Source organism: Mycobacterium montefiorense (assembly GCF_025823255.1).
Taxonomy (GTDB): Bacteria; Actinomycetota; Actinomycetes; order Mycobacteriales; family Mycobacteriaceae; genus Mycobacterium; species Mycobacterium montefiorense.
Genome location: NZ_JACKVL010000013.1, coordinates 1,070,282 through 1,091,123, shown reverse-complemented (window position 1 = coordinate 1,091,123; position 20,842 = coordinate 1,070,282). Strand labels below are relative to the sequence as shown.

The following is a 20,842-nucleotide window of genomic DNA, read 5'->3' as shown; positions in this document are numbered from 1 at the left end:
CGGAAATGCCCGTCAGTGCCGGGTCCACATCCGGGTGACCGGATCGCATTGCAGCAGGTAGCCGTCGTTCGAGGTGGACATCGCGAACACCGGGACGTCGGGCAGGTCGCAGGAGCTGCCCGCGGCATGGACGCCCGACGCGATCGGCGCCCTGTCCCACGTGTTGCCTTCACACACGACCTGCTGGTTGCTGGTCGGGTCGTAGGAGAGTTTGTCGACGTCGGTGCACAACCCGCCGAGAACAGCCGGTGCCGGGTGCGCGGGCGTGGTCGAGGTGGTGATCACCTGGTTGGGATCACCCAAGGTCACCCCCGCCGGCGCATCCCCCACCCGGGTGGCTACCACCGGCACCCGTACCACGGCGCCCTGCGCGCTGCACTCGTTGCTCAACACGGTCTCGGTTTCGGTTCCCCGCAGCGTGCCGTCCGGCTGAGGAGCCAATGACCACGCGACGGTCTCCTGCTGGGTCGACCTGACCTGCCCGTTGGGCTGGCGGCAACCGACCCGTTCCTGCGCAGGCGCGCCCTGCCAATATCCGCTGGCGTACCGCAGCGTGTCGGTTTCGCCACCGTCGGCGGTGCTGGCCACTTGGTGGTTGGCGTCGTCCAACTTCGTGCCGGTGGCAGCGCATCCCTTGGTGGTGCAGGCGGAACGGAACGCCCACCAGTTGGTGTCGGAGCCGTCGTGCCGGATCGCGACGCCGTTGGTGGTCCGCTTGGTCCGGTCATACGTCAGTTGGTAGGTGCCACCCAGGGCCGGTCCCCCGGGCCTGGGCGCGGCACTGGCCGCCGGCGCGGACGGTCTCGATGCCAGCGCGGGGTTGGGTTGCGGACTTGCCGGCTGGAACGAGTACAGCGTCGACCAGGTCGCCGCGACGGCAACGAGCACCGCGCACACCAGCGCGGCCGACCAGCGGACCCTGGACGAGAACCTGTCTTTGGCCGTCGCCGCCAGGCCGCGGGCGCCGCGGCGCCGGTGTGGAACGATCTCGGAAACCGGCGTACTCGGCTCAATCTCGGCGACGGCATCGACCTGCTCGCCGACCGCTGCGGCGAACGCGCGACACCGCTCGAACCGCTCCGTGGGTTGCTTGCCCAGGGCTTTGAAGAACACGTCGTCGAGGTGCACCAAGTCCGGGCGGTAATCGCTGAGCCGGGGCGGGTCCTCGTGCAGGTGCTGGCTGATCACCGCGATGGGGTTGGAATGCCGGAACGGCGGAGCGCCGGTGAGTAGATGAAATGCGGTGGCGGCCAATGCATACTGGTCAGCCCGGCCATCGATGTTGGATCCGGTCAATTGCTCGGGCGCCGCGTACGCGACCGTCCCGACAGCGACATTGGTTTCGGTGATCCCGCTGATATTGGCCAGATGCCGCGCTACACCGAAGTCCGCCAACAGGATTCGCTGATCGTCGTACCCGGGATGAGTGAGCAGGATATTGGCAGGCTTGACGTCGCGATGCAGCAGGCCGCGATCGTGCGCGTAATCGAGTGCGCCCGCGACGGCTTCGAGTATGGCGCACACCTCGCTGACCGGCATCCCGTCGGAGTAGCGCTCTTTCACCAGCCGGGACGCGTCGGTGCCTTCGACGTAGTCCATCGAGATCCACAGCTGGCCATCGAATTCACCGCGATCGTGCACACCGACGATGTGCGGGTGCCAAAGAGTGCCGGCGAGATCGGCTTCCCGATTGAACCTTTCGCGGAACTCGCTGTCCGCGGTGACGGCCTCGGCGAGGACTTTGATCACATCGCGGCGCGGCAGCCGGGGATGCAAAGCCAGATAGACCTCGGCCATCCCCCCGGCGCCCAGCGGCCGCAGGATGGTGTAGCCCGCGAAGGAAGCGCCGTTGGCCATCGCCAGGCGCGATCCGCCGGCTTCACCGGCCGGGCTGTGCGGGGGTGCTACGTTCGGCGTCGAGTTGACCGGGGGAACGCGGCGCAACAGATGTGCGACGGTCGCTGACGGAAGCGATTGAAACCCCGCGCGCAGCGCCACACCGGCCAGTCGCGGATTAGTCAGCAGCCGTCGGCCGCTGCCGACGCGCCGGGTTGGGCGCTTCGCCTCGTCCATATGTGAACAGATCCCCCTCTGGCTCCTCCAGTTCGAACAATGCCGGACGCGGATAGGCAAAAGGCTGTTGGACGCTATGAACCAGCTATGAAGCCGGCCACCGATACAAAGCCAAGTCACAGGCGAGTCCAAGGGGCGGCATTGACTCGACGGACCGATACTTGAGTAGTGAGCCGACCCGCCCCTCCTGTCCTGACAATTCGGCTCGACGGGTCTCAGAGAACCTTCGCCGCGGGCCACGAGGTGATCGTCGGCCGGGATCGAGACGCGGACCTGCGCATCGCCGACCCGCGGATATCTCGTGCCCACCTGGTCCTGCGTTTCGACCAAGGCCGCTGGCTGGCCATCGACAACGGCTCGCTGAACGGGACCTACGTCAACGGCTACCGGATGCCGGTCATCGATATTCACGACGGCCAGAGCATTAACATCGGAAACCCTCAGGGTCCGCAGCTGACCTTCGCGATCGGACCGCAACAGGGTCAGATCAGCGGGCCGCCCCAACCGAGGTCGACGCCTGGTTCCGGGCCATCCACGATCGCCTGGTCCGCCTTGTCCGACATGCCGACAACCACCTCCCACCCGCTCCCGCGACTGCCCCGGCGGCCTCAAATACCCGGTCCGCCAAGGTATCCCGGTGTGCAACCACGCAAAGCACCACCACGCATACCACCGCCGATACGCGCGACACCGCCGGCCGAGTCCACCGTGATCGACGCCAAGACAGCCGACGTGTCGAACCTCTCCACACGCTTTGTGAAGCTGCTCTCACCGCGCGCCTCATCGGCCGCGGGCACCGTCGGCGCCAAGACGATCGGCCGCGCCCCCGAAAGCGACATCGTCGTCTCCGACGTACTGGCCTCGCGCCAACACGCGACGCTGATTCCGACGCCGCTGGGCATGGAGATCCGGGACAACAGCATCAACGGAACATTCGTCAACGGCACCCGGGTCGGTTCGGCGATCTTGAGCGACGACGACGTCGTCACCATCGGCAATGTCGACCTGGTCGTCCGCGATGCAACGCTGATCAAACTCAGCGAAGCAGCCAGCCGGGCCGGCGGCCTGCAAGTGCGCGACGTCAAGTACGTTGTCGACAACGGCAAACAACTGCTGGACAACATCTCGTTGACCGCGCGCCCCGGAACGTTGACCGCCGTCATCGGTGGATCGGGCGCCGGGAAGAGCACCCTGGCCCGCCTGATCACCGGTTACACCACCCCCAGCTCTGGTTCAGTTACCCTCGCGGGCCACAACATTCACTCCGAGTACGCGTCGCTGCGCAGCAGGATCGGCATGGTCCCGCAAGACGACGTCGTGCACCGCCCGCTGACCGTGAACCAGGCGCTGGGCTACGCCGCCGAACTACGGCTGCCACCCGACACCAGCAAAACCGACCGCGCCAAAGTCGTCACCGAGGTGCTCGAGGAGCTTGACCTGACCAAGCACGCCGAAACCCGCGTCGACAAGCTCTCCGGCGGACAGCGCAAACGCGCGTCGGTCGCGCTGGAACTGCTGACCGGCCCGTCGCTGCTGATCCTGGACGAGCCCACGTCGGGCCTGGACCCCGCGCTGGACCACCAGGTCATGATCATGCTGCGTCAGTTGGCCGACGCCGGCCGCGTGGTGATCGTGGTGACGCACATGCTGTCCTACCTCGAACTGTGCGACCAGTTGCTGTTGGTCGCACCGGGCGGCAAGACCGCCTACTGCGGGCCGCCGGACCAGATCGGTACGGCGATGGGCACCAGCAACTGGGCCAAGATCTTCACCAAGGTGGGCGCCGATCCAGACGAAGCCAACCGGCGCTTTCTGGAACGGCGCGATGCGCAGCGACGGCCTCAGAAACCGTTGGCGGCCAAGGACGATGAGCCCGGCGAGCTGGGTGAGCCAGTCCATACCAGCATGCGGCGCCAGATCTCGACAGTCGCCCGCCGGCAGATCCGACTGGTCGTCGCCGACCGCGCCTACTTCATTTTCCTGGCGCTGTTGCCGTTCATCCTGGGCTCGCTGTCGCTGACGGTGCCGGGCGCGAATGGCTTCCATCTTCCGGGCGCCAACGCGGGCACGCCCGACGAATCCGCCCAGATACTGGCACTGCTGATGCCCGCCGCGGCGTTCATGGGTACCGCGCTGACAATCCGCGACCTGGTCGGTGAACGCGCCATCTTCCAACGCGAGCAAGCCGTCGGGCTGTCCACGACGGCGTATCTGCTCGCTAAGACGGCGGTCTTTTGCGGGTTTGCGCTCGTGCAGTCGGCGATCATCACCGCGATCGTGGTAATCGGCAAAAGCGCACCGTCGCAAGGGGGCCTGCTGCTGGGCCACGGCACGGCGGCCGCCACCGTCGAACTGTTCGCGACCGTCGCCGCGACCTGTGTCGCGTCGGCCATTCTGGGCCTTGCCATTTCGTCGCTAGTCCGCTCCAGCGAGCAGATCATGCCGCTGTTCGTGGTGGCGGTCATGGCGCAGCTGGTGTTGTGCGGCGGCATGGTCCCGGTGACCGGCCGCCTGGGGCTCGACCAGCTGTCGTTCGCCATGCCGGCGCGCTGGGGTTACGCTGCCGCGGCCTCGACGGTCGACCTGCGGCACCTGGTTCCGGATTCGCTGCTCTCCCAGGACCGGTTCTGGCAGCACACGTTGAAGACCTGGCTGCTCGACATGGGCATGCTGGCCGCGCTGTCCTTGGTTTATCTCGGCTCCGTCCGGTGGAAAATCCGGCTGCGCCGCTGACCGTCGCGATCCTCGGGAAAGGTGACGCCATCCATCTGCCGAAGCACGAAACGTTCGACCTGGTCGCCCGCACCAACACCGACCCCAAAGGCATCGTGCGGGCGGTCGACGAATACGCCGTATACCCGTGGGGGCTCTACGTCGCCCGACCCACGCCGGGTCGAGCGCAGTTCCACTACTTGCAGTCCTGGCTGCTGCCGTCGCTGGGACTGCGTGCCACGGTCTTCCACTTCAGCCCGGGCCATGAACGTGACCACGACTACTACCTCGATGTGGGCGAATACACGCCCGGTGCGGATGTGTGGAACGCCGAGGACCACTACCTCGACATCGAGGTGCGCACCGGCTCCGGCGCGGGACTCGCCGATGTCGACGAACTACTGGAAGCGGTGCGCCAAGGCCTGCTGACTCCCGAAGTTGCCGAACAGGCGGTGCGCCGGGCCGTGCACGCCGTCGAAGGCCTTGCCCGAAACGGCTATGACCTGCACCGCTGGCTGGCCGGCAACGGTATCGAGCTCACCTGGCAGGTTCGTCGATGATCTCCGGTTCGTTTTCGCGGCGGCACACCGGGGGTAACTATCCGGTATGCCCTTGAGTGAATACCGGCGCAACCGTCGATCTGGCCCCGGCCCCGAGCCGCGCGGCCGGCTAGGACGCAGACGCCGCGCCCGCAAAAACGAGCCGTGCTTCGTCATCGCGCACCACACGACCCGCGGCGACTATTACGACCTGCGCCTAGAGATTCAGGGCGTGCTCGTGTCGTGGGCGATCGCCAGTGGACCGTCGACAAACCCGAGGGAGCGGCGGATGGCGCGCCGCACCGAGGATCACCCACTGGGGAGCCCCGAAGGCGACGACGCACCGATCGTCTGGGATCGCGGCAGCTACGCCAACGCAACCGAGCGTGAGATGGCCGAATGCCTGGATCGCGGCCACCTTTCGTTCTGGCTGCGGGGCGAGAAGCTGTGCGGCGGCTTCGCCCTTACCAGGATTCGGGACGGCGAGGACGAGACCTGGCTGCTGTTCAAGCGCAAAGACGAGGACGTCGATCCGCGGCGTAAACCCGTTACGGGCCAACCCGAACCGGCGATGTACTCCGACGCGCTCGACGATCTAGCCGAATCGCCATAAAGCCCGGCGGAACTCGTGTGGTTGTTCCGATCACGCTGGGCGTAATCTCAGCAGCTATGAGCCCTGATAAACGCCGGTGGATGTCGGTGATTGCGGTGACTGTGATCGGCTCGCAGTTGGTTCCGGCGACGGCGCATGCAGACCTGCACAACATCACCTATAAGGCGAGGATCGACGCCCTGACGACCGGCAGTCAGGCCACGTTCATCACCAACGGCGGCCAGACCAGCACCACGAACCTTCCGTCGATGCCGCGCAACGCGTTCGAAGCCAACACCGTGTTGCCCGATCCTGCTCAAGCAGGCCTGCGGATCGTGCTGCATTTCCCGTACTCGGCGAACGTGCACTGCGAGATCGACGTCGACGACGACGTTTTCACCCAGGCCGACCAGATGGTCCGGCCGTCACCCGGGGTTTCCGACCCCAATAACGGTGTGCTGCAATGCGGAGCACCGCTGCCCACGTAACGGCTACGGCATCCAGCCGGTGAAATCCGCCCATTCCCACGCCCGGCGGTATGCCTCGGCGAACCACGGCTCCTTGGCCTCGACGTAGATCGCGGTGTCGCCGTCCGCGGGCTTTTCGGCCTCGTGTTTGACGGTCAGGTAGTTCACCCGCTCCGCGGGGTTTGCGGCCAGCCAGTCGACGAACAGCAAGGCGAACTGCTGATTGGGCCAGCCGGCCACCCTGATATGCACGTTGGTCGGACGACCGGGATCGGCCGAGGCATGAATTCGCTTGCGCCACAACGCGGGATCGTCTGTGTGGTCGTAGTCGCTGACCGTGCTGCGGGCATCGGCCTTGGCGTCGTCACGGTCGATGTGCTCGATGCGGGGGTAGCCCGCCGATAGCAACGCCTCGCCGAGCTCGTCGGCGAGGGCCAGTGATTCGACAGTGATCTGGATGTCGATGACGTCCTTGGCGTCGAACTCCGGCACCGCTGTCGATCCAATGTGGTCGACTCGCAACGCCTTATGGCCGCACGACGTCGCCAGCCTGTTGACGATGCGCCGCGCCTGGTCCGGCCAGGTCGGATCGGCCGACACCACCCGCGCCGGGGCGCGGACGAATCGTCGCTCGGTCAGGTTGTGCGCGAACGGCACGATCCGGTCGGTCCAGACCTCACGAGCTCGTTTGACGAAATCCTCTTCGCTGCCCGAATTATCCAACCAGATGTCGGCGGCGGCCCGACGCTGCTCGTCATTGGCCTGCAGCGCAATCCTGGCGCGGGCGTCGTCTTCCGGCATGCCGCGCAGCTCGACCAGCCGCCGTACTCGCAGCTCGACGTCGGCGTACACCACGACAACCAACGGGAACAGCGGCGCCATGCCGGATTCCACCAGCAGCGGAATGTCTTCGACCACAACCGCATCCTGCGGCACCACCGCGATGATCTCCGCGCGCCGCTGCCCCACCAACGGGTGAACGATTGCGTTCAGCTTCTGACGCGACGCGTCGTCGGCAAAAGCCTTGGCCGCCAACACCGGGCGATCCAGCGATCCATCCTCGGCCAGGATGTCGTCACCGAACGCCTCGACGAGCGACGCCAACCCTTCGGTGCCCGGCTGGACGACCTCTCGAGCAATGACGTCGCCGTCGACGATGATCCCACCGCTGCGTGCGAACGTGGCAGACAGCGCCGATTTCCCGGCGCCGATGCCACCGGTCAAACCGATGCGCAGCATTACGTGGACTGGGCCAAAAAGATCAAGCGTTGCCGGCGAGCTTTTCCCGCAGCGCAGCCAGCTGAGCGTCGCTGGCCAGCGAGCCGCCCGCCTCCTTGGGCGAGGACGCACCGTTGCCCGGCGCGTGATCGCTGTCGGCGTGCCCGGCCGCTTCGGCAGCGGCGAACTTCTCCATCTGCGCGGTGTGCATCTTGTGCCGGCGCTCGGCCTCGGCGTACCGGGCCTCCCACTCGTTGCGCTGGGTGTCGAATCCTTCGAGCCATTCGTTGGTCTCGGAGTCGAAGCCCTCGGGGAAGATGTAGTTGCCCTGCTCGTCGTAGCTGTCAGCCATGCCGTACTTCGCGGGGTCGAACTCGTCGGTGTAGTCCTCGTTGGCCTGCTTGAGCGACAACGAGATTCGGCGGCGCTCCAGGTCGATGTCGATGACCTTGACCATCGCGTCGTCGCCGACGGCCACCACCTGGTCGGGCACCTCGACGTGGCGCTCAGCCAGCTCGGAGATGTGCACCAGACCCTCGATGCCCTCCTCAACACGAACGAACGCGCCGAACGGGACGAGCTTGGTGACCTTGCCGGGAACGATCTGGCCGATGGCGTGGGTGCGGGCGAAGTGACGCCACGGGTCTTCCTGAGTCGCCTTGAGCGACAACGAAACCCGCTCGCGGTCCATATCGACGTCGAGCACCTCGACGGTGACCTCGTCGCCAACCTGGACGACCTCGGACGGGTGATCGATGTGCTTCCAGGACAACTCGGAAACGTGCACCAGACCGTCGACACCGCCGAGATCGACGAACGCGCCGAAGTTGACGATCGACGAGACCACACCCTTGCGGATGGTGCCCTTCTGCAGCTGGTTGAGGAACTCGCTGCGCACCTCGGACTGGGTCTGCTCCAGCCAGGCGCGGCGGGAGAGCACCACGTTGTTGCGGTTCTTGTCCAGCTCGATGATCTTGGCCTCGATCTCCTTGCCGATGTACGGCTGAAGATCGCGGACTCGACGCATCTCGACAAGTGAGGCGGGCAGGAAGCCGCGCAACCCGATGTCGAGGATCAGGCCACCCTTGACGACCTCGATGACGGTGCCCTTGACGGCCTCGTCCTTCTCCTTGAGCGCCTCGATCGTGCCCCAGGCGCGCTCATACTGTGCGCGCTTCTTGGACAGGATCAGACGGCCTTCTTTGTCCTCCTTGGTGAGAACAAGGGCTTCGACCTCATCACCGACGGTAACGACCTCGTTGGGGTCGACATCGTGCTTGATGGAGAGTTCGCGGGCGGGGATGACCCCTTCGGTCTTATAGCCGATGTCGAGGAGCACCTCGTCCCGGTCAACTTTGACGATGGTGCCTTCGACGATGTCGCCATCGTTGAAGTACTTGATCGTTTTGTCTATTGCTGCGAGAAAGTCCTCGGCGGAGCCAATGTCGTTGACGGCTACTTGCGGCGAGGTGACGGCGGGACTCGGCATGTTGTTGGGTTGCTCCGGACAGGTTTGATCGTAGGGACAATTCAGGGATTTACCCTGCTGAGGTTACTCGACTAGGCACACGCTGGCCAAACTCGGCCCCCAATAGCGTTTGCATATCTGACGCGGACGTTACATTTCGGCGAATTCCGGGCGCGATTACCGCCCGCGTCCCGTTTGCCCGCGCTAGTGCGCGGCGGCGTCCCATGAGCGGCCATAGCCGACGGAGACTTCGAGCGGGACGTCAAGTGGGTAGGCGGCGCCCATCTTGTCGCGTGCCAGCGCTTCCACCTTTTCTCGCTCGCCGGGCGCGATTTCGAACAGCAATTCGTCGTGTACCTGCAACAACATCCGCGACGTGAGCCCGGCCTCGTTGATCGCCTTGTCGACCTCGATCATCGCCACCTTGATAATGTCGGCCGCGCTGCCCTGGATGGGCGCGTTGAGCGCGGCCCGCTCGGCCGCCTCGCGGACGTTGCGGTTACTGCTGTCCAGCTCGGGAAGATAGCGCCGGCGACCGAACACCGTCGAGGTGTAACCGTCCTTGCGGGCCTGCTCGACGACGTCGCGCAGGTAGTCGCGGATACCGCCGAATCGGGCGAAGTATTGGTCCATCTGCTCCTTGGCCTCCTCGGTGGAGATCTTGAGCTGGGGGGCCAACCCGTAGGCGCTCAATCCGTAGGCCAGGCCGTACGACATCGCCTTGACCCGGCGGCGCAGCTCGGGAGTGACCTCCTCGATCGGCACGCCGAACGCCCGGGACGCGACGAAGGAATGCAGGTCCTCGCCGGTGTTGAACGCCTCGATCAGGCCCTCGTCGCCCGACAAGTGGGCCATGATCCGCATCTCGATCTGGCTGTAGTCCGCCGTCATCAGCTCGGCCATTGGTCCGTCGGGGCCGTCACCGACCACGAACGCGTCGCGGATGCGCCGGCCGGCCTCGGTGCGGATCGGAATGTTCTGCAGATTCGGCTCGGTCGACGACAATCTGCCCGTCGCGGCGATGGTCTGGTTGAACGTGGTGTGAATGCGCCCGTCGGAGGCCACCGAATTCAGCAGCCCGTCGACGGTGACCTTGAGCCGAGTGGCATCGCGGTGCGCGAGCAGATGCTGCAGGAACGGATGGCCGGTCTTGTCGAACAGCGACGCCAAAGCGTCCGCGTCGGTGGTGTAGCCGGTCTTGGTGCGCTTGGTTTTCGGCATGCCCAGCTCGTCGAAGAGCACCGATTGCAGCTGCTTCGGCGAGCCGAGATTGATCTGCTTGCCGATCACCTCGTAGGCCGCTTCGGCCGCATCGCGGATCTGAGCGGCGAAATCGCTTTGCAGCTCCGACAATTGCGGCAGATCCACCGCGATGCCGACGTGCTCTAGCCCTGCCAGCACCCGCTGCACCGGCAGCTCCATGCCGCCCAACAGCGAGGTGGAGTTGATCCGGGCCAGTTCCTCGTCCAGCGCATCGGCCAGATCCAGCACCGCCATGGCCCGCAGGATCAGCGTCTGCACCGCCTGGTCGTCGACACCGTCGGAATCGTCGAGAAGCGAAAGCTGTTGCTGCTCAGCTGTTTCCGCGCGCAACTCACGGCGAAGGTAGCGAAGCGAAAGGTCGTCGAGGGAGAAGCTGCGCTGACCGGGCCGCACCAGGTAGGCCGCCAGTGCGGTATCGGAGGTGACACCAGCCAACGTCCAGCCGCGCCCGGCCAGGTCGTGCATCGCCAGCTTGGCTTCGTGCAGCGCCTTGGGCGGGCCGGGGTCGGCGAGCCAGGATGCCAGCGCCGCCTCGTCGTCGGGATCCAGTGCCGAGGTGTCGATGTAGCGACCCTCGCCGTTGGAGGACACGATGGCCAACGCGGTCGCGTCGGCATCGTAAGCCAGGTGGGTGCCGACGACGGCCAGGCCGAACCGCTTGCCCGAGCTGTGCTCGGCCAGCCAGACGGCCAGCTGACCGGCCTCCAGCGCGCCGCCGCGCACCTCGAATCCCTCGTCCACCTCGGGGTCCACCGACACCAGCGTGTCGAACAGCCGGTCCCGCAGCACCCGGAACTCGAGGTCGTCGAAAAGCCGGTGAATCTGGTCGCGATCCCACCCCAGCAGCCGCAGCGTATCCGGCGTTTGGGCCAGCGGCACGTCCTTGACGAGGTCGGTGAGTTCCCGGTTGCGGATGACATTAGCCAGGTGCTCCCGCAGCGCGTCGCCCACCTTGCCGCGCACCGAGTCGACGTTGTCAACCAGGCCCTGCAGCGACCCGTACTCGACGATCCACTTCGAGGCGGTCTTCTCCCCCACGCCGGGAATCCCGGGCAGGTTGTCGCTGGGATCGCCACGCAGCGCGGCGAAGTCGGGATATTGCGTGGGGGTCAGCCCGTACTTCTCGACGACCGCGTCCGGGGTGAAGCGGGTGAGCTCGCTGACACCCTTGCGCGGGTACAGCACCGTCACGTCGTCACTGACCAACTGCAGGGCGTCGCGGTCGCCGGTGACCACCAGCACCCGGTAGCCCTCGTTTTCGGCCTGCGTGGCCAGCGTCGCAATCAGGTCGTCGGCTTCGAATCCCGGCTCCGCGAGCACCGTGATGCCCAGCGCGCCCAGCACTTCCTTGGTGATGTCGATCTGGCCGCGGAACTCGTCCGGGGTTTCCGACCGGCCGGCCTTGTACTCCGGATAACGCTCCAGCCGAAACGTCTGCCGCGACACGTCGAACGCCGCGGCGATGTGCGTCGGTGCCTCGTCGCGCAGCAGGTTAATCAGCATGGCGGTGAAGCCGTAGACCGCGTTGGTGGTCAGGCCGCCGCGGGTCTTGAAGTTCTCCGCGGGCAGCGCGTAGAACGCCCGAAAAGCCAGCGAGTTGCCGTCCAGCAACATCAGTGTCGGCTTGGTCTGTTCCTCGGTCTTCGCAGCGGGGGGCGCAGGCACGGCTCTTACTCTAGGCACCGGGGGTGACGGCTCTGCCGCCCCGACCAACCCCGGGGCAGAACTGCAACACGTTTCAGTTTTGCGTTTGAGCTGGGTAGTCTGACCGAGTGCCAGAGGTCAGCAGTACACAAGCCGCGATCGACGGGTGGTTCGCCACCGATGACGCGGGAAATGCCCATCTGATCGGCAGCAAGTGCCCGCAGTGCGGCACCTATGTCTTCCCGCCGCGGGAGAACAACTGCCCCAACCCGGCCTGCGCCAGCGACACCCTAGAGTCCGTCGCATTGTCGTCCCGGGGAACGCTGTGGAGCTACACCGAAAACCGGTATCCGCCACCCGCGCCTTACCCCGCGGCGGACCCGTTCGAGCCGTTCGCGATCGCCGCGGTGGAATTGGCCAACGAAGGAATCATCGTGCTGGGCAAGGTGGTCGAGGGCACGCTGGCCGCCGACCTGAAGGTCGGCATGGAGATGGAACTGACCACGATGCCGCTGTACACCGGAGAAGACGGCGTCGAGCGCCTCGTGCACGCCTGGAGGATCGCCTGACATGAGTACTCCCGACCCGCTCTACATCCTCGGCGCCGGCATGCACCCCTGGGGCAAATGGGGCCGCGACTTCACCGAGTACGGCGTCGTCGCCGCCCGCGCCGCACTGGCCGAAGCCGGGCTGGACTGGCGACAAATCCAGCTGGTCGCCGGGGCCGACACCATCCGCAACGGCTACCCCGGCTTCATCGCGGGGTCGACGTTCGCGCAGAAGCTCGGTTGGAACGGCGTGCCGGTCAGCTCCAGCTACGCCGCCTGCGCCAGCGGTTCGCAGGCGCTGCAGAGCGCTCGCGCCCATATCCTGGCCGGGTTCTGCGACGTCGCGCTGGTGATCGGCGCCGACACCACGCCGAAGGGCGCGTTCGCCCCGGTCGGCGGGGAACGCAAGAACGACCCCGACTGGCAGCGGTTCCACCTGATCGGTGCGATGAACCCGGTGTACTTCGCGCTGCTCGCGCGCCGCCGAATGGACCTGTACGGGGCGACGTCGGAGGACTTCGCCCAGGTAAAGGTCAAGAACTCCCAGCACGGCCTGCAGAACCCGAATGCCCGCTACCGCAAGGAATCGTCGGTCGAGGACGTGCTGGCCAGCCCGGTGGTCTCCGACCCGCTGCGGCAGCTCGACATCTGCGCCACCTCCGATGGTGCCGCTGCGTTGATCGTGGCGAGTGCGGAGTTCGCCCGCAAGCACCTCGGCTCGCTCGACGGCGTGCCCTCGGTGCGCGCGGTCAGCACGGTCACGCCGCAGTACCCGCAGCATCTGCCCGAATTACCGGACATCGCAACGGATTCCACCGCAGTCATGGCCGCGCCGGACCGGGTGTTCAAGGATCAGATTCTGGATGCGGCCTACGCGGAAGCTGGCATCGGGCCCGAGGACGTGAGCCTGGCCGAGGTCTACGACCTGTCCACCGCGCTCGAGCTGGACTGGTACGAGCACCTGGGACTGTGCCCCAAGGGTGAGGCCGAGGCGCTGCTGCGCAGCGGTGCGACCACCATCGGCGGCAAGGTGCCGGTCAACCCGTCGGGCGGGCTGGCGTGCTTCGGCGAAGCCATTCCGGCCCAGGCCATCTCCCAGGTGTGCGAGCTGACCTGGCAGCTGCGTGGCCAGGCCACCGGCCGGCAGGTGGAGAACGCCACGGTGGGCGTCACGGCCAATCAGGGCCTGTTCGGCCATGGTTCGTCGGTGATCGTCGCCCGCTAGGGCCCTAAGACCGGAGCTCAACCGCGAGCGTGCATCCTGGGCGCCCTCGACGCACACTCAACGCCGCGGGCGCACACTCGATGACGAGCAGCTAGCCAGACGCCTCGTCGGACGCGTCGCCGAGGGTTTCCAACACGACTTCGGCCACCCGCTTCATCGTGGTCCGCCGATCCATGGCGGCACGCTGAATCCACTTGAACGCCTCGGGTTCGGTCATGCCCTGCTTGGACTGCAACAGGCCCTTGGCGCGCTCGACGACCTTGCGGGTCTCCAGCCGGTCGGACAGCGTCTCGACTTCGCGTTCCAGCGCCCTGATCTCGCCGAATCGGCTGACTGCCAACTCAATGGCCGGAATCAGGTCGCTGATCGTGAACGGCTTTACCAGGTAGGCCATCGCCCCGGCATCGCGCGCCCGTTCGACGAGGTCACGTTGGCTGAACGCGGTCAGCACCACGATGGGTGCGATGCGTTTGCTGGCTATCTCGGACGCTGCGTCGATGCCGTCACGGCGCGGCATCTTCACATCCATGATCACGAGGTCGGGTTTGTGTTGCTCGGCAAGCTCGACGGCTTCCTGGCCGTCGCCTGCCTCGCCGACGATGTCGTACCCCTCCTCTCGTAGCATCTCGGCCAAGTCCATACGGATCAGCGCTTCGTCTTCCGCGATCAGGACCCGGCGCGGCACAGCGGCGTCGGTGTCGGTCGTGGGGCCTGTCATGACGAACATTCTCTCGTGGATCGCTGCGACCAGCGACATCGGGGGCAGTGAGAACCGGTGACCACACCGATCCTCTATGGTGGGAGGCCGCTTAAGGTAATACGCCGAACAGGCCCTCGTATCCCAACTGGCAGAGGAAACGGATTCAAAACCCGTGCAGTGTGAGTTCGAATCTCACCGAGGGCACCACACAAGGCATTCATGCGCAGAAGACCGCGGCAGACGCGAGCGTTCGCGCAATTTACAGCCGACCTCGGCAGTCTTACGATGAGAGGGCTGTGACACAGCTCACAACAGAGCGGAGTTTGTCATGTCGCGTCTTGGCAAGATCTTCATCGCGTTCGTCATCATCCTGGCCCCCCTCACGACCGCGGGATGCGGCAGCTCCTGCGATCCCAGCTCATCCAGCTGCTTCATCCTTTAGGCGGCTCGGCCTCATTCACCCCTCGGCGGAGGGGCGGGCGTTGTTGACCCCGACCGATCGGCGAGATTCATTATGCGCCAACATATTTAGGCGCACCCGATGACTCGGCGATCGGAATTGCCGATCGCTGCGCGCAAGTCCCGACAATCGGGGCAGGATCGCGCTTTGGCAACGCTGCGATCCCGAATCAGACTCGCTTGGATTCGGGACCCATTTTGGCCTGTTGGACAGACGTACAGTAAGCACGCTTTGCCCCGTTCCCCCCAGAATGGAGTTCGTCGTGTCGCGTTTTAGCAAACTCTTCATCGGTCTCGTTATCGTGCTCACCCCACTGACCACTTCGGGTTGCGGAAGCTTCTGCCTTCCCGGCGGGACCTGCATCGCGATCTAGAAGGTTCGGCCCTATCCACCCCTGCGGCGCAGGGGTGGATAGTCACTTTCATGGCCGGTAGTCGACGAGCCAAGTCACCTGCGTACCTACGTATTCGGTGAATTCGACAGTTGCGCTTCCCGATCTCAGTAGTATTCGGGAACGCCGTAGCAAACGGCGCCTTCTCGTGCGAGAGGTTGTGGCGTGAATATGCGACGCAATCGGCAAGAACCGTTGCCGGACATCGTCATCGAATTGGATGACCCTGCCGACCTCTTCGCCGTCGACCAGCGGTCGGTGCTGACGGGCTCACGCCGAATCGACAGCGGCATCGACGAACTCGTCGAGCTGATGCTTTCCCAGAGGAGGCACTCCTCCAATCAGCGCATCGTCCTCGCCGGCGAGTGGCCGGAAGAGATGGTCGCGAACCTCGTTGCGTCGGTCTACCGCTACTGCGAATTGGCCGTCCGCCGAGCCGACCGACAGCACGACTTGATCTGGCGCCAGGGCATGCGGTCGTTGATCAGTGGCTCGCTGCTGTTCGTCTCCGGCCTCGCGTTGTCGTACCTGTTCACCCGCCCGTTCGTCGGCGAGCTCGCCATCGAACTACTCGGCAACGGTGTTTTCCTCGTGGTCGCGTGGGTCGGCCTCTGGTACCCGCTCGATGTACTGTTCATCGCCCGAGAGCAGGCCAAACGGGAGTCCTGGGTGTTTTCCACCATGCTGACAATGCCGGTCGTGGTCCGGCCCCACATCGCCGTGGTGCCCGCCGCCCGCATGCCTGAGCTGCTGCCTCGCGGATACGGCGGACGCCGCACCACCCGGCTTCGTGACACGCGCATCCATTTGCGGGGCGCACCGCCGACCGGGAGTCCCGGCCCGAGTTAGCCTTTCGCGGCCAAAGCTGTCGGCCAGGGCGATCGGGACCTACAATTTCAGCGCCAAGCTGGGTATATGCCGAATCAGCGGTTACCCTTTGAAGGTAGTGGCTAAGAAATGTGGTGCCCCACCAAGTCGTTCGGATGACACGACACGCCCGGACTGTAAGGCAGCGGTGCGGGCTAAAAATGTTGCCCGCAACGACCACTACGCCGACAGCCACGCGCGCCGGGTCAGGGTCCTCAACATCAACGCCTTGATGGGCGTGGTGGTGTGCCTGGTTTTCGCAGTTCTCGGCTTCTGGTCCGGACCCGCGGCCTACCCCATTCAGGTGGTCAACGTCATCACCGGGCTGATCTTCGCGTCGGTCCCTTGGCTGCACCGCTTCGGAGAAGTGGTTGCGCCGCTGGCCTTTATCTTCACGGCGTATACCGCGGTCGTCGTGACCTGCTGGGACGTCGGCACCGGCGGGGGTGTGCAGTACTTCCTGGTGACGACCGCCAGCCTCGTGGTGTTGCAGCTCGGCATCGAGCGCATCGGCCTCGCGGCGCTGCTGGCCAGTATCGGCGTCGCGCTGGTTGTCACCCTGCAGTTCCTGGTGCCCCACTCGACCGGGCTGGAACCGCCCTGGGCGATCACGATGAGCTTTGTCATCACCACCGTCTCGGCGTGCGCGATGGTGGTCGTGACGGTGTGGTTCGCGCTGCGCGACACCGAGCGCGCCGAGGCGGTCATGGAAGCCGAGTACGACCGCTCCGAGGCGCTACTGGCCAACATGTTGCCGGCCAGCGTCGCCGAGCGGCTCAAAGAGCCCGAACGCGACGTCATCGCCGACCGATACGAGGAAGCCTCGGTGCTGTTCGCCGACATGGTCGGCTTCACCGAACGCGCAAGCACCACCACACCATGCGACCTGGTCAAGTTTCTCGACCGCCTCTACAGCACTTTCGACGAACTGGTCGACAAGCACGGGCTGGAGAAAATCAAAGTCAGCGGAGACTCGTACATGGTCGTCAGCGGGGTTCCGCGGCCGCGGCCCGACCACGTCGAGGCGCTGGCGGACTTTGCCCTCGAAATGGTCGCTGCCGCCGCCAATCTCGAAGACCCGCACGGTCTTTCGGTGCCACTGCGGGTTGGCTTCGCGGCAGGCACCGTGGTCGCAGGAGTAGTGGGGTCGCGTCGCTTCTTCTACGACGTATGGGGCGACGCCGTCAATGTCGCGGCCCGGATGGAATCGACCGACTCGGTGGGCCGGATTCAAGTGCCCGAGGACGTTTACGAGCGTCTCAAGGACGATTTCGTGCTGCAGGAGCGCGGCCGAATCGAGGTCAAAGGTAAAGGCGTGATGCGCACCTGGTATCTGATCGGCCGTCAGCCGGCAGCGGACGAACCCGGTGATCTGGCCGCCGAGCAGCCCCGTACGACCCACGGCGCCGCGGTCTAAAGCCCCTATTCTGCGATTCGTGGTTGTGCCACAGTGAGGCTATGCAGCCCACTGAAATTCCAAGCATGTTGCCGCATCTGTGGAAATCCACGCTGGTATCGGGATTTCTGACCCTGATTGTCGGCGTCCTGGTGCTGGCGTGGCCGGGAATATCCGTCCTGGCCGCCGCGATCGCCTTCGGTGTCTATCTGCTGATAACCGGTGTCGCACAGGTCGTATTCGCCTTCAGCCTGCATGTCTCGACGGGCAGCCGCATCCTGTTGTTCGTCAGCGGCGCCGCCTCGTTGATCCTGGCCGTGTTGGCATTTCGCCACTTCGGCCAGGGCTACGCCGTGCTGTTGCTGGCCATCTGGATCGGCATCGGGTTCATCTTCCGTGGGGTGGCCACAACGGTTTCCGCGCTCAGCGATCCCGCCCTGCCCGGGCGCGGGTGGTCAATCTTCCTCGGCGCAATCACTCTGCTCGCCGGCATCGTCGTGCTGGCGTCGCCATTCGCGTCGATCGTCACCTTGGCGCTTGTTGTCGGCGTCTGGTTGGCCGTCATCGGCGTCTTCGAGATCGTGGCGTCGTTCGGGATCCGCAACGCCTCTAAAGGACTTGGGAATGGCGCCGGGCTCGCCTAGCTACTACACTGCGTCGTAGAACTCTGCAGTCACGGGAGATGACGAATGAATGTCGTCGACATTTCGCGGTGGCAGTTCGGTATAACCACCGTCTACCACTTCATCTTTGTGCCGCTCACCATTGGGCTAGCTCCCCTGGTCGCGGTCATGCAGACCGCATGGGTGGCCACCGGCAACACTGCCTGGTATCGCCTGACCAAGTTCTTCGGCAAGCTGTTCCTGATCAACTTCGCGATCGGTGTGGCGACCGGACTCGTGCAGGAGTTCCAGTTCGGCATGAACTGGAGCGAGTACTCACGATTCGTCGGCGATGTATTCGGCGCACCACTGGCAATGGAAGGCCTGGCCGCCTTCTTCTTCGAGTCCACCTTCCTCGGGTTGTGGATTTTCGGCTGGAGCCGGCTGCCGAAGCTGGTTCATCTGGCCTGCATTTGGGTTGTGGCGATCGCGGTGAACGTGTCGGCGTTCTTCATCATCTCGGCGAATTCTTTCATGCAGCATCCGGTCGGCGCGCATTACAACCCGGCGACGCGACGCGCCGAGTTGGACAGCATCGCGGCGCTGCTCAGCAATAACACTGCGCGGGCTGCCTTTTCACATGCGGTCACCGGCTCACTGTTGACCGCGGGCACCTTCGTCGCGGCCGTCAGCGGCTGGTGGCTGGTCCGGTCGACCAAGAAATCCGGCGTGGACCTCGGCACGGTGTTTCGTCCGGCCGCCGTGCTGGGCTGTTGGGTGGCGCTGATTGCTGCGGCTGGCTTGTTCTTTACCGGCGACCAGCAGGGCAAGCTGATGTTCCAGCAGCAGCCGATGAAGATGGCGTCGGCGGAGTCGTTGTGCGACACCGAAACCAATCCGGACTTCTCCATCCTGACAGTCGGCCGACAGAACAACTGCGACCACCTGACCCGTGTCATCCAGGTGCCCTACGTGCTGCCATTCCTCGCCGAAAGCCGATTCAGCGGTGTGACATTGCAAGGCGTGCGCAACATCCAGCAGGACAACCAACGCAAATTCGGCCCAAATGACTACCGGCCGAACCTGTTTGTCACCTACTGGTCGTTTCGGGCGATGATCGGGTTCATGGCGGTCGGCGTGCTGTTCGCCCTCACCACGCTGTGGCTGACCCGCGGCCGCCGGACCCCCGATCAACGGTGGTTCTCCTGGCTGGCGCTGCTCACCATTCCGACTCCGTTCCTGGCCAACAGCGCGGGATGGATATTCACCGAGATGGGCCGCCAGCCCTGGCTCGTGGTACCGAATCCGACAGGTGACCAACAGGTGCGACTCACCGTCGCTGACGGCGTCTCCCCCACCACGACCGGCATGGTGATCACCTCGCTTGTGACGTTCACCCTGCTCTACGCGGTGCTCGCGGTCATCTGGTTCTGGCTGCTCAAACGCTACGTCGTCGAGGGGCCGTTGGAACACGACGCGGAACCCGCACCGCCGAAAGCACCCGGCGATGACGAGGTGGCGCCGCTGTCATTCGCCTACTGACGCAGACCGACCCGGAAAGGAACTAACCAATGGCACTCCAAGAGTTGTGGTTTGGTGTCATCGCGACGTTGTTCCTAGGCTTCTTCATTCTGGAGGGCTTCGACTTCGGCGTGGGCATGCTGATGGAGCCGTTCGCTCGCTTGAGCCGTTCCGGCGGCGGCGATCCGGAGACCCACCGGCGCACCGCGCTGAACACCATCGGACCGGTGTGGGACGGCAACGAAGTCTGGCTGATCACCGCCGGCGCGGGGATGTTCGCCTCGTTTCCGGGTTGGTATGCAACGGTGTTCTCCACCCTCTACTTACCGCTGTTGGCGATCCTGGCCGGCATGATCGTCCGCGTCGTCGCGATCGAATGGCGCGGCAAGATCGACGATGCAAAGTGGCGCGGCCTGGCCGATTTCGGCATCGCCGCCGGCTCCTGGTTGCCGGCGGTGCTGTGGGGTGTGGCGTTCGCCATCCTGGTGCGCGGTCTGCCGGTGGACGCTGATGGCCACGTTCATCTCTCGATCGGCGACGTGCTCAACGCCTATACGCTGCTAGGCGGCATCGCCACCGGTGGGTTGTTCTTACTCTACGGCGCGGTGTTCGTCGCGTTGAAGACTTCCGGCACGATCCGCGACGACGCGCACCGATTCGCGGTGTGGCTATCGCTGCCAGTCACGGGATTCGTTGCGGCCTTTGGACTTTGGACCCAGCTGGCGCACGGCAAGGATTGGACCTGGCTGGTGCTGGGGGTGGCAGTCCTCGCACAGCTCGCCGCCGTGACATTGGTCTGGCGGCACGCCTCCGATGGCTGGGCGTTCACGTGCACGGCGCTGGTCGTTGCGGCCGTGGTAATTCTGCTGTTCGGTGTGCTGTACCCCAATTTGGTGCCCTCGACGCTGAATAAGCAGTGGAGCCTGACGATCTACAACGCGTCGTCGACGCCCTACACGCTCAAGATCATGACGTGGGTCACCGTGTTCTTTGCCCCACTGGCAGTCGTGTACCAGGCATGGACGTATTGGGTATTCCGGCAACGGATCTCAACTGACCAGATACCGCCGTCGATCGGCCTGACGAGGCGTGCGTCCTGAGCGCAAGAGGCTCCCGGGCACCCCTGGACCCGCGACTGTGGCGGGCGTCAACCGCC

At 65.1% G+C, this 20,842-nt stretch carries 16 protein-coding genes and 1 tRNA gene; 12 read left to right on the top strand and 5 right to left on the bottom strand.

Annotated features, from left to right (window positions below):
* Positions 1-12 precede the first annotated feature (12 nt).
* Positions 13-2,073 carry a serine/threonine-protein kinase gene (locus H7K34_RS18540; protein WP_264063432.1) on the bottom strand — a complete coding sequence of 687 codons (2,061 nt, stop codon included), beginning with the start codon at positions 2,071-2,073 and terminating at the stop codon, positions 13-15.
* A 168-nt stretch (positions 2,074-2,241) separates the two neighbouring features.
* Between H7K34_RS18540 and H7K34_RS18535 the strand changes: the two genes are divergently transcribed.
* From H7K34_RS18535 to H7K34_RS18520, 4 genes are all read left to right on the top strand, one after another.
* A complete protein-coding gene (locus H7K34_RS18535) occupies positions 2,242-4,806 on the top strand; it encodes an FHA domain-containing protein (RefSeq protein WP_264063431.1) in 2,565 nt (854 codons plus the stop codon).
* Positions 4,807-4,901: 95 nt separating this feature from the next.
* Positions 4,902-5,345 (top strand): DUF402 domain-containing protein, encoded by a 444-nt coding sequence (locus H7K34_RS18530; protein WP_264063613.1) that lies wholly within the window; start codon positions 4,902-4,904, stop codon positions 5,343-5,345.
* 46 nt (positions 5,346-5,391) lie between these two features.
* A complete protein-coding gene (locus H7K34_RS18525; protein WP_264063430.1) occupies positions 5,392-5,937 on the top strand; it encodes a DNA polymerase ligase N-terminal domain-containing protein in 546 nt (181 codons plus the stop codon).
* Positions 5,938-5,993: 56 nt separating this feature from the next.
* Complete coding sequence (locus H7K34_RS18520; protein ID WP_264063429.1) at positions 5,994-6,404, top strand: hypothetical protein; 411 nt, start codon at positions 5,994-5,996, stop codon at positions 6,402-6,404.
* A gap of 3 nt (positions 6,405-6,407) precedes the next feature.
* Here H7K34_RS18520 and coaE read toward each other — a convergent pair whose 3' ends face one another.
* From coaE to polA, 3 genes are all read right to left on the bottom strand, one after another.
* Positions 6,408-7,622, bottom strand: a complete 1,215-nt coding sequence (gene coaE / locus H7K34_RS18515) for a dephospho-CoA kinase (protein ID WP_264063428.1) — start codon at positions 7,620-7,622, stop codon at positions 6,408-6,410.
* Positions 7,623-7,644: 22 nt separating this feature from the next.
* Positions 7,645-9,090, bottom strand: a complete 1,446-nt coding sequence (gene rpsA / locus H7K34_RS18510; RefSeq protein ID WP_264063427.1) for a 30S ribosomal protein S1 — start codon at positions 9,088-9,090, stop codon at positions 7,645-7,647.
* Positions 9,091-9,273: 183 nt separating this feature from the next.
* On the bottom strand, positions 9,274-11,946 hold the full coding sequence (gene polA / locus H7K34_RS18505; protein WP_264063612.1) for a DNA polymerase I: 2,673 nt from the start codon (positions 11,944-11,946) through the stop codon (positions 9,274-9,276).
* A gap of 158 nt (positions 11,947-12,104) precedes the next feature.
* On the opposite strand from polA, the gene H7K34_RS18500 reads away from it, so the two are divergent.
* Both H7K34_RS18500 and H7K34_RS18495 read left to right on the top strand, forming a co-directional pair.
* A complete protein-coding gene (locus tag H7K34_RS18500; protein ID WP_108922965.1) occupies positions 12,105-12,545 on the top strand; it encodes a Zn-ribbon domain-containing OB-fold protein in 441 nt (146 codons plus the stop codon).
* Position 12,546: 1 nt separating this feature from the next.
* Entirely contained in the window at positions 12,547-13,749 is a 1,203-nt protein-coding gene (locus H7K34_RS18495; RefSeq protein ID WP_264063426.1) for a lipid-transfer protein, read from the top strand.
* Between the two features lie 91 nt (positions 13,750-13,840).
* Here the strand turns inward: H7K34_RS18495 and H7K34_RS18490 are convergent, their stop codons facing one another.
* Positions 13,841-14,467 (bottom strand): ANTAR domain-containing response regulator, encoded by a 627-nt coding sequence (locus H7K34_RS18490; protein ID WP_108924256.1) that lies wholly within the window; start codon positions 14,465-14,467, stop codon positions 13,841-13,843.
* Between the two features lie 112 nt (positions 14,468-14,579).
* Between H7K34_RS18490 and H7K34_RS18485 the strand changes: the two genes are divergently transcribed.
* The 6 genes from H7K34_RS18485 (at position 14,580) to cydB (ending at position 20,786) form a co-directional block, all read left to right on the top strand.
* Positions 14,580-14,656 (top strand) — tRNA-Leu (locus H7K34_RS18485).
* Between the two features lie 815 nt (positions 14,657-15,471).
* Positions 15,472-16,149: a hypothetical protein gene (locus tag H7K34_RS18480; protein ID WP_264063611.1), complete on the top strand. Its 678-nt coding sequence runs from the start codon at positions 15,472-15,474 to the stop codon at positions 16,147-16,149.
* An 88-nt stretch (positions 16,150-16,237) separates the two neighbouring features.
* The gene (locus H7K34_RS18475) at positions 16,238-17,584 is read left to right on the top strand and encodes an adenylate/guanylate cyclase domain-containing protein (RefSeq protein WP_264063425.1); all 1,347 of its coding nucleotides are present in this window, start codon (positions 16,238-16,240) and stop codon (positions 17,582-17,584) included.
* Positions 17,585-17,625: 41 nt separating this feature from the next.
* Positions 17,626-18,207 carry an HdeD family acid-resistance protein gene (locus tag H7K34_RS18470; RefSeq protein ID WP_372510787.1) on the top strand — a complete coding sequence of 194 codons (582 nt, stop codon included), beginning with the start codon at positions 17,626-17,628 and terminating at the stop codon, positions 18,205-18,207.
* 45 nt (positions 18,208-18,252) lie between these two features.
* Positions 18,253-19,707, top strand: a complete 1,455-nt coding sequence (locus tag H7K34_RS18465) for a cytochrome ubiquinol oxidase subunit I (RefSeq protein WP_264063423.1) — start codon at positions 18,253-18,255, stop codon at positions 19,705-19,707.
* Positions 19,708-19,736: 29 nt separating this feature from the next.
* Positions 19,737-20,786: a cytochrome d ubiquinol oxidase subunit II gene (gene cydB / locus H7K34_RS18460; RefSeq protein WP_264063422.1), complete on the top strand. Its 1,050-nt coding sequence runs from the start codon at positions 19,737-19,739 to the stop codon at positions 20,784-20,786.
* Positions 20,787-20,842 lie beyond the last annotated feature (56 nt).

What these genes read in the sequence shown, in the direction of transcription:
- H7K34_RS18520 (WP_264063429.1), top strand. Translation starts at nt 5,994, where the DNA reads ATGAGCCCTGATAAACGCCGGTGGATGTCGGTGATTGCGGTGACTGTG.
- coaE (WP_264063428.1), bottom strand. Translation starts at nt 7,622, where the DNA reads ATGCTGCGCATCGGTTTGACCGGTGGCATCGGCGCCGGGAAATCGGCG.
- H7K34_RS18470 (WP_372510787.1), top strand. Translation starts at nt 17,626, where the DNA reads ATGCAGCCCACTGAAATTCCAAGCATGTTGCCGCATCTGTGGAAATCC.
- cydB (WP_264063422.1), top strand. Translation starts at nt 19,737, where the DNA reads ATGGCACTCCAAGAGTTGTGGTTTGGTGTCATCGCGACGTTGTTCCTA.
- H7K34_RS18465 (WP_264063423.1), top strand. Translation starts at nt 18,253, where the DNA reads ATGAATGTCGTCGACATTTCGCGGTGGCAGTTCGGTATAACCACCGTC.
- H7K34_RS18480 (WP_264063611.1), top strand. Translation starts at nt 15,472, where the DNA reads ATGCGACGCAATCGGCAAGAACCGTTGCCGGACATCGTCATCGAATTG.
- rpsA (WP_264063427.1), bottom strand. Translation starts at nt 9,090, where the DNA reads ATGCCGAGTCCCGCCGTCACCTCGCCGCAAGTAGCCGTCAACGACATT.
- polA (WP_264063612.1), bottom strand. Translation starts at nt 11,946, where the DNA reads ATGTTGCTGGACGGCAACTCGCTGGCTTTTCGGGCGTTCTACGCGCTG.
- H7K34_RS18490 (WP_108924256.1), bottom strand. Translation starts at nt 14,467, where the DNA reads ATGACAGGCCCCACGACCGACACCGACGCCGCTGTGCCGCGCCGGGTC.
- H7K34_RS18540 (WP_264063432.1), bottom strand. Translation starts at nt 2,073, where the DNA reads ATGGACGAGGCGAAGCGCCCAACCCGGCGCGTCGGCAGCGGCCGACGG.
- H7K34_RS18525 (WP_264063430.1), top strand. Translation starts at nt 5,392, where the DNA reads ATGCCCTTGAGTGAATACCGGCGCAACCGTCGATCTGGCCCCGGCCCC.
- H7K34_RS18495 (WP_264063426.1), top strand. Translation starts at nt 12,547, where the DNA reads ATGAGTACTCCCGACCCGCTCTACATCCTCGGCGCCGGCATGCACCCC.